The sequence below is a fragment of the Cyanobacteriota bacterium genome, assembly GCA_027618255.1.
In the GTDB taxonomy this organism is placed as follows: domain Bacteria; phylum Cyanobacteriota; class Vampirovibrionia; order LMEP-6097; family LMEP-6097; genus JABHOV01.
This window is the reverse complement of the sequence record JAQCFG010000084.1, coordinates 1-6,977: the sequence shown is the minus strand read 5'-3', so window position 1 is coordinate 6,977 and position 6,977 is coordinate 1. Positions and strand designations below refer to the sequence as shown.

Sequence of the window (6,977 nt, the reverse complement as noted above, 5' to 3'; positions counted from 1 at the left end):
TATCACGGTTGTGAGAAAACCCTTATCATTCAATCTTAAGCATGTCCCGTGATAGGTCCGAAGGACCTCGAAATTTTAGGCGGAGTGTCATTTTGAAAAGTGAATTGTGCAGACGCGGCTCTGTGCCTCGCGGCGTATCCGCACCTTCACTTACTCACGAGTATACTCATAATAAATTTGCATTGCTCTTTTGTGTTCATCAGGTTCTAAATGCGAAATCATAGTTTGATATCCCGGAAGTGATATACCGCGTTGAGCAATCCTTGTTAATTGAATTTCAAACGGGGTATCTTCAGCTTCATCATCAAGATCTTCTGTTGCTGTAGGTCTTTCCCCGGCATAAAAATCAAGTGCTAGTTTTTTCAATGAAGACATTGATTCATTCTTATTAAGTGCAATCTTGATTAATCTCAGAGTATTGCCAAGTGTTGCTTTATCACCACGATAGATTGCAAGAGCATTCTTTCTGCTAACACCAATGATTGCTGCAATCATCGGCCTCTTGTAGTCCTTTCCATTTTTTTGCCCTGCAACTACTTCATCAAATTTTGTTGCTAAAGCTTGTTTAAATGCAGTTAGGTAGCGTTGTGGATCTAGACCTACAGGAGTTGTTGGGCTTGTAGCTCTATCAATCATATATTCTAATAATCTATCTTGAAAAATACTAGGATCTTTATCAGCTGTTGCTAACAAATAACGATCACGAATCAGTTCAATATCCTCATCTTTGCTCAACTCAACTAATTTAAAAGCATCGTGCAAAGCATGATTTGCGGCAGCTAAATCATTGTATAAACGAAGACGTGTAACTGCTTCATCAGTTAATGATTTGCCCGCAAAATATAGCTCTAAAACAGTTTTTTGTTTGACATTTAGTTTTTGAACAAAGGGTATTAATCTTGAGGGTAGCTTCGCAGTTTTGTTTTCAAGGAATACTCTGTTTGCTTGATTCATTTCTTTGTTGACGAAATCTTCGTCATATGAAAACAGCTTGGCTATGGCTTTCTCCTCGAGACCACAAGACTTTAAAAGAGAAAAAAACTTTCCCGGAGACGGATCCATAGATATGAGATATTGTAAAAATCTTTGCTCGTTAGAATCCCTAGTAGGTGCAATTTTGGTTTGGATTATGTCAATAACTCTATTTGCAAAAAAATCAAAAATCGCTTGATCGGCAGCTTTTCTGAGGCGAGGTAATAATGAATCAGGATTAATAACAAAAGAACTTCCTTCTTTTACATTAAGGAGATTACAAATTGTTGTGGGATCAAGACCTCTCATTCTAGCAATGAAGGCTATGACCGTTGGACTTTGTGATTGCCCTAATAACTTAAAAATATCAATGTAGATTTTTTGTTCAAAATCATCTTGTTGTATTTTTAAAGCTTCAGGTAATTTGGGTAAATTTTTGCCAATGACTTTATTGAGTATTTCAGTACGTATGAATTTGTTATTAGTAATATCTCTTTCTAATAAATATTTGCTTCTCCAAAGCAAGACTTCTCCAATGTCATCATCATGAGACTTTTTTTGGTCGACATTTGCTGCAAAACTTCGTTCCTCAAGATATCTTTTTTTGAGCTTACGCTCTATAGTTTGTTTGACATTTAATTTTTTTAGCTCTTTGCCTGTATATCTATTAAATTCATGAGCATTCGCTGACCTCATATAGGCATACACATATTTATAATCAGCTTCATTTAAGTTCTGAAGACATTTGGGCAATGGCATGTGGCTGTGTAAGCTTTGTCTTGCATAATCTATAAAATAAACTGGTACTGTAGTGTGAACATCAACTCTGGAAGCAGCATTATTACCAGCTGTATAGCCAAGTAATGGATCGCCTTCGAATATACGTGAAATTACCTTCATAAATTATTCAGATAAGAGTGTAGCACCCATTAACCCGTCTTGTAGATAGTAGATAGGGTCGTATCCTGACATCTGCCTTAATCGTGTCATACCCTGAAATGTCAGATGTCAGGATACGACCCTAAGGGCCTGTAACTCAGTTGGTAGAGTGTTTCCATGGCATGGAAGAAGTCGTGAGTTCGAATCCCATCAGGTCCACCATTCCATAATCCGTATTGCTATAATAACAAAGCTAGATTTCTAGCACTAAATAATTGCGCTTAGACGCTGAGCCTGAATTCTTGGCCCCAGCTTTGCTTTATATTATGGTAGCACCTGTCGATACAATTTCAATAAATAAACCAAATCTGCCAGTTGAAAAAACAGGACAGTCTAATTTGTTTGAGCAGATTACTCAGACCAATAGAGTCTCTGAATTATTCAGTGAACAGCCAAAAAAAATAGAGAAGAAACTAGATGAGTTGCAGGGCTGGGACAAAGTAAAACGAGCTGCCAAAATTTGGGCTAAGATTTTTGATTCAAGGGCATCAACCTATAGAGCTGTGATGGATTTAATTGGTGCTGATATTCCAACTGTGATTGCTGGAATGAGGAATATTTATAGTTTCATTGAGCAGTCTATTGAAGCAGCTGAGAGCTTTATTATGGTTTTTGCTGCTCCCAAAATTACTAGTTGGGTTTCTAAAATTATTGGCAAATCTGTTTTGAGTGCAAAAGATCATCAAGATACGCAGCATCACTTGCTTTTCCATAGATCAGAACTTCATGACAATGAACAATTTAAACAAGCAATTTATAGGATCAGAGCTGAAGAGGTTGATGACAAAAAACATATTGCTGAGCTTTATCGAGAGCTTGGTAAGCATGAGAAAGCCAAGGAATTAGATGATGAGTCGCAAGCAATTAGAAATTATTGCGACAACTTTATTAGTAATTATAATGAGCAGCAGGCGACGAAGCAGAGGGAACAGTTACTCAAGCTCAAAGAGTCTGTGCAGCTTGCAGAGAGCTTTGTAGAGGGTGGTCTTTGGGGTAGCTTTGGTATTACTATGCGCTTGTTTAGAAAATATGTACTCAAGCAAGATAGTTTTACTGGTACTAAGGGCTATGCAAATAAAGAAGAGCAAGCTAAGCTCGGGGATAATAACAAGATTGGTATCAAAGAAATTTTTGGAGCTTTGGTTGGTACGACAATATCACCAATAATTAATAAGTTAGTTCTCAATGCTACTCGAGATCGAGACAAGGTTAAACACAGTAAATGGCTATCTTGGTTGGATTATCAATTTGATATGACTCATGGATTATATCCTCGTTTGGGAATGATGTTCTCATTTATGGTTATTCCTAAGTGGTCGAGTGTCTTCTTGACAGCGCAGGGGCGTAATGAATTAATAGAAAAACTTTCTAAGGCTCTTTCAATGATTCCACTTTGGTGGCTTGGTCAAAAAATCACTAATGGTCCACTTGCAGCAATGCGCGATAAACAAATGCAAAAAGAATACGGTACAGAACCAGGTTTGTTGGTTAATAGACCAAACCCTCGACAAGCTGGTTTGACGGGCTGGCTCAAGCATCTTTTTCCAGAGGCTCAAAAATACTATGATATTTTCAAGCAGTTACAGAATGTCGATGATCCAAAATTGAAAGAAGCTGCTTTTGACAAGCATGCTAAAACGCTTTATCAAGGTCTAGGCTTGCATACAGGAATAATTTTCACGGCAATTATGCTATCGCAGTTCTTGACTAAGTTACGGGTGAAAAAGCAGCTTAAAGCAGTTTGATCACTTTCCAAAACACTTTCTTACAAGCAAGCTCTCTAATTTGCTCACGGCTTAATCTACGTGCAATCCAGTTTAGTTTCTCGACTTCGGTTTTACCTTTGTATTTGATCCCTACATAAATAGTACCGATTGGTTTTTCGTTTGTGGCACCATCTGGCCCAGCAACACCAGTGATAGAGACATTGATATCGGCATTAGAAATTCTTGAGAGCCCTTCCACCATCTCTTCAGCGGTTTCTGCAGAGACTGCACCATGAAGCTCTAGGGTACTGGCTTTGACGCCAAGCATTTGTTCTTTGGCTTCATTTGCGTAAGTAACAATGTTGAGCTTGGTATATTCAGATGATCCTGGTAGGTCAGTCATTAATTTACTTGCAAGTCCTCCGGTACAGGACTCTGCAAAAGAGATAGTGAGTTTGTTTGTTTTGAGTTTTTGGGCGAGTACTCCATTTAAAGTATCATCGTTATAACCAAAGATTTGATCGGGGAAGATCTTGTGTAATTCTTGATCAAAGTTTTGAATTAGTTTATAGGCTTCATCTTCGGTTTCTGCTTTGGCGGTGATTCTGAGGTAACACTCTCCAAGAGTGGCATAGGGTGCCAGTGAAGGATTAGAATCTAAGAAAGGATTGCTTTTATTGTGTGCGGCAAAGTGCTCTGTGATTGTTTGAGCCATTCGTGATTCGGTGATATTGGTGAGGCGAAGTTTCTTAGAGGCAATGACACTTGTTTCGCCTCTGGCTTTGAGTTGATCTTTGAGTTTTGGGCTCACATACTCGAGCATCGCTTCCATTTCACAAGGTACGCCAGGAAAGGTCATATATAAGGTAGAGTTTTTTTCATAGAGCATGCCAATTGCAGTACCGATTGGATTGGGAATCACTTGAGCTCCGCTAATGAGCCTTGCTTGTTTATAATTAATACTTGGCATTTTGCCTTTGCCACCATAAGCATCGTATTTGTCTTCTAGGATTTTTTTCTGTTCAGGGTTTTCTTTTAATTCTGCCCCGCAAAACTCTGCGAGCATATCATGAGTGATGTCGTCATCAGTTGGACCCAAACCTCCTGTAAGAATTACCAGGTCGGCTCGTTTGCTGGCAATCTGAAAGCATTGTTGAATACGTTCTGGATTGTCTCCTATCGCAGTGTGATAAAGAACCGAAATACCCAGCTCGCTGAGCTTCTCTGAGATATAAGTGGCGTTAGTATTAACGGTATGCCCGATAATTAATTCTGTGCCGATGCATATGATTTCTGATTTCATTTACTTTCTTTATTCTACCCTTACCAATGCGTATGTACTTACTTGGTATTTTTAGGGAGTATTAATGCCAAAAACTAAAGAGACTTTGCTATGATACATTCCTGTAGGGAAGTGACAATTGAATAGGCAAATGGAGAGATGGCTGAGTGGCTGAAAGCGATTTTCCTGTTAAAAAGCGAAGGCTTTTTAAAGACAAGGAATCGAAATTGTTCAATTTCTTAGCAGGAACTCTCTAGTGTATGAAGTAAAGTAGGGGAATGACAATTGAATAGGCAAATGGAGAGATGGCTGAGTGGCTGAAAGCGATTTCCTGCTAAGAAATTGACTGGGGTTTAACCTGGTCCGAGAGTTCGAATCTCTCTCTCTCCGCCATAATAAATTAAAAACCCCACCATTAGGTGGGGTTTTTGATTTATGTGGGGATACAGGGAAATCCATGTCAAAAAACGATTACTAATCGTTTTTTGATTCCTTCGCGGGTATCAGGTTTTCTTTGTTAGTCTTGGTGGCGCTGCTTCCGCTAAACTCTCTCTAACAGCCATTAACGATCAAATAACTAATCCGTCAATACGTCATGCTATTATTGTATCTATGCATTCTCGGACTCAAAAACCCGGGCTACTGCTGTACAAATGGATAAAAAATGCTAAATCAAGGGCCAATTAACAAGGCTTTTGTAGATGTTGGTATAGATCAAATTCGCCAGCCAATAGATAAGCACGTATTTAATCAAGCACAAGAACAAGTTGTGCAGGTAGAGAAACCAAAGCAAGCATCGACTAAACCAAATGATGCGGCTTATAAGTTCATTAGCTTTTTAAAAATATTTGGAATTGGTTTAACGGCGGTTTTGCATTTAGGTTCTTTTGCCCAACATTTGTTTAATTGGAAATCTAATGAACGTTCAACAATGGACGCAGTAGCACTTAATACATCCAAAGTTGTTTTGGTTTCACAGTGCTTGCATGAAACATACGAAGCTTTGAAAAAAAATAGAGTCGTTGAAGCCTTGGCTAGATTTATTGAACCTCTATTTATCGTGGCTGAAAGTCGAATAGAAGATCTTGGTCTTGCTCGCGGTCTTGGTTTGGGCATCTCACAACTTGTTGGATCGCAAGAAGGTATCTATAACGAACTTGCGAAGCAAAAATATAATATTGATGTAATGGACAAGCATGCTAAACCACCGACTATGGGAGAAGATTTGGATTTGAATATAACTGCAATGAAAAAAATATTCTCTGAAAATATTGCAGGTGGTTTTGGTAAAGATAGAAGATTTTTGACTGGTCTCACTGGAAATAACATTAAAGAGAAGCTTGGTGAGTTTGTAACTGCTTTTAAATTAAGTTCGATCCTTGATTTGTTTGATTCTAACAATGGTAATTATAGAGGACGCTTCAACAAGTTTTTGGATTCAAGTGGTTTAAGATCAGTGAAAGAATTATTCAAGGGTAATGATCAACACGATAAAGGTCACAGTGACGCATTAAGTGGTTATTTTATGATGATAGGTTCTATCATGGGATATTTGGGTAAAGCTAACAAAAACATTTTTTACAAGCTTGGTGGAGCGATTCGCAATCTTGGTGGTACTGTCGCTGACATCGCTCTCTTTGGTCACCCTGAACCAGACTTCAATATCTCTGCGATGTTCCTCTCTATTAATACTTATATGGATATAGTACAAAGGTTCTTGCCAGCTAAGATGCTTAATATCATTTTGCCTTGGAGTAATTTCTCTATGGCTGCTTACAATATCGGTGTTGGTTTATACCTCAATCGCTCAAGTAAAAAATCGAATGAAGGAGATCAAATTGCCTATCATGATACTGATCTGTTAGCCAAGCAAGCTGCCCAACTTGCCAAGCCCGTTCCAGCACAAGCTCAAATGCAATTAGCTCTTTAGCGATTGATGGAGCGGATTCTCATGGTTGTGAGAAAGTAATAAGTTCGGTTAGCAAACCAGTGACCCATGATGTCTTCCCTCCAGAAACAAAAAAGATCCCTAAATGGGATCTTTTTAGATTGATGGAGCGGATTCTCATGGTTGTGAG

4 protein-coding genes and 2 tRNA genes are annotated in these 6,977 nt (G+C 38.5%); 4 read left to right on the top strand and 2 right to left on the bottom strand.

Going from position 1 to position 6,977, the window contains the following annotated elements; all coding sequences use genetic code 11:
• Window positions 1–150: 150 nt before the first annotated feature.
• Window positions 151–1,872 carry a hypothetical protein gene (locus O3C63_09170; GenBank protein ID MDA0773096.1) on the bottom strand — a complete coding sequence of 574 codons (1,722 nt, stop codon included), beginning with the start codon at window positions 1,870–1,872 and terminating at the stop codon, window positions 151–153.
• Window positions 1,873–1,997: 125 nt separating this feature from the next.
• On the opposite strand from O3C63_09170, the gene O3C63_09165 reads away from it, so the two are divergent.
• Both O3C63_09165 and O3C63_09160 read left to right on the top strand, forming a co-directional pair.
• A tRNA-Ala gene (locus O3C63_09165) sits at window positions 1,998–2,073 on the top strand.
• Between the two features lie 104 nt (window positions 2,074–2,177).
• Complete coding sequence (locus tag O3C63_09160) at window positions 2,178–3,656, top strand: hypothetical protein (GenBank protein ID MDA0773095.1); 1,479 nt, start codon at window positions 2,178–2,180, stop codon at window positions 3,654–3,656.
• Here the strand turns inward: O3C63_09160 and O3C63_09155 are convergent.
• A complete protein-coding gene (locus O3C63_09155; GenBank protein ID MDA0773094.1) occupies window positions 3,643–4,920 on the bottom strand; it encodes a competence/damage-inducible protein A in 1,278 nt (425 codons plus the stop codon). The genes O3C63_09160 and O3C63_09155 overlap by 14 nt on opposite strands.
• 278 nt (window positions 4,921–5,198) lie before the next feature.
• Here O3C63_09155 and O3C63_09150 point away from each other — a divergent pair.
• Window positions 5,199–5,292: transfer RNA gene (locus O3C63_09150), tRNA-Ser, on the top strand.
• 271 nt (window positions 5,293–5,563) lie between these two features.
• Window positions 5,564–6,829: a hypothetical protein gene (locus O3C63_09145; protein ID MDA0773093.1), complete on the top strand. Its 1,266-nt coding sequence runs from the start codon at window positions 5,564–5,566 to the stop codon at window positions 6,827–6,829.
• The last annotated feature ends 148 nt before the right edge of the window (window positions 6,830–6,977 follow it).

Excerpts from the sequence above, each read along its gene's own strand:
- O3C63_09170 (MDA0773096.1), bottom strand. The coding sequence starts at position 1,872 with ATGAAGGTAATTTCACGTATATTCGAAGGCGATCCATTACTTGGCTAT.
- O3C63_09160 (MDA0773095.1), top strand. The coding sequence starts at position 2,178 with ATGGTAGCACCTGTCGATACAATTTCAATAAATAAACCAAATCTGCCA.
- O3C63_09155 (MDA0773094.1), bottom strand. The coding sequence starts at position 4,920 with ATGAAATCAGAAATCATATGCATCGGCACAGAATTAATTATCGGGCAT.
- O3C63_09145 (MDA0773093.1), top strand. The coding sequence starts at position 5,564 with ATGCTAAATCAAGGGCCAATTAACAAGGCTTTTGTAGATGTTGGTATA.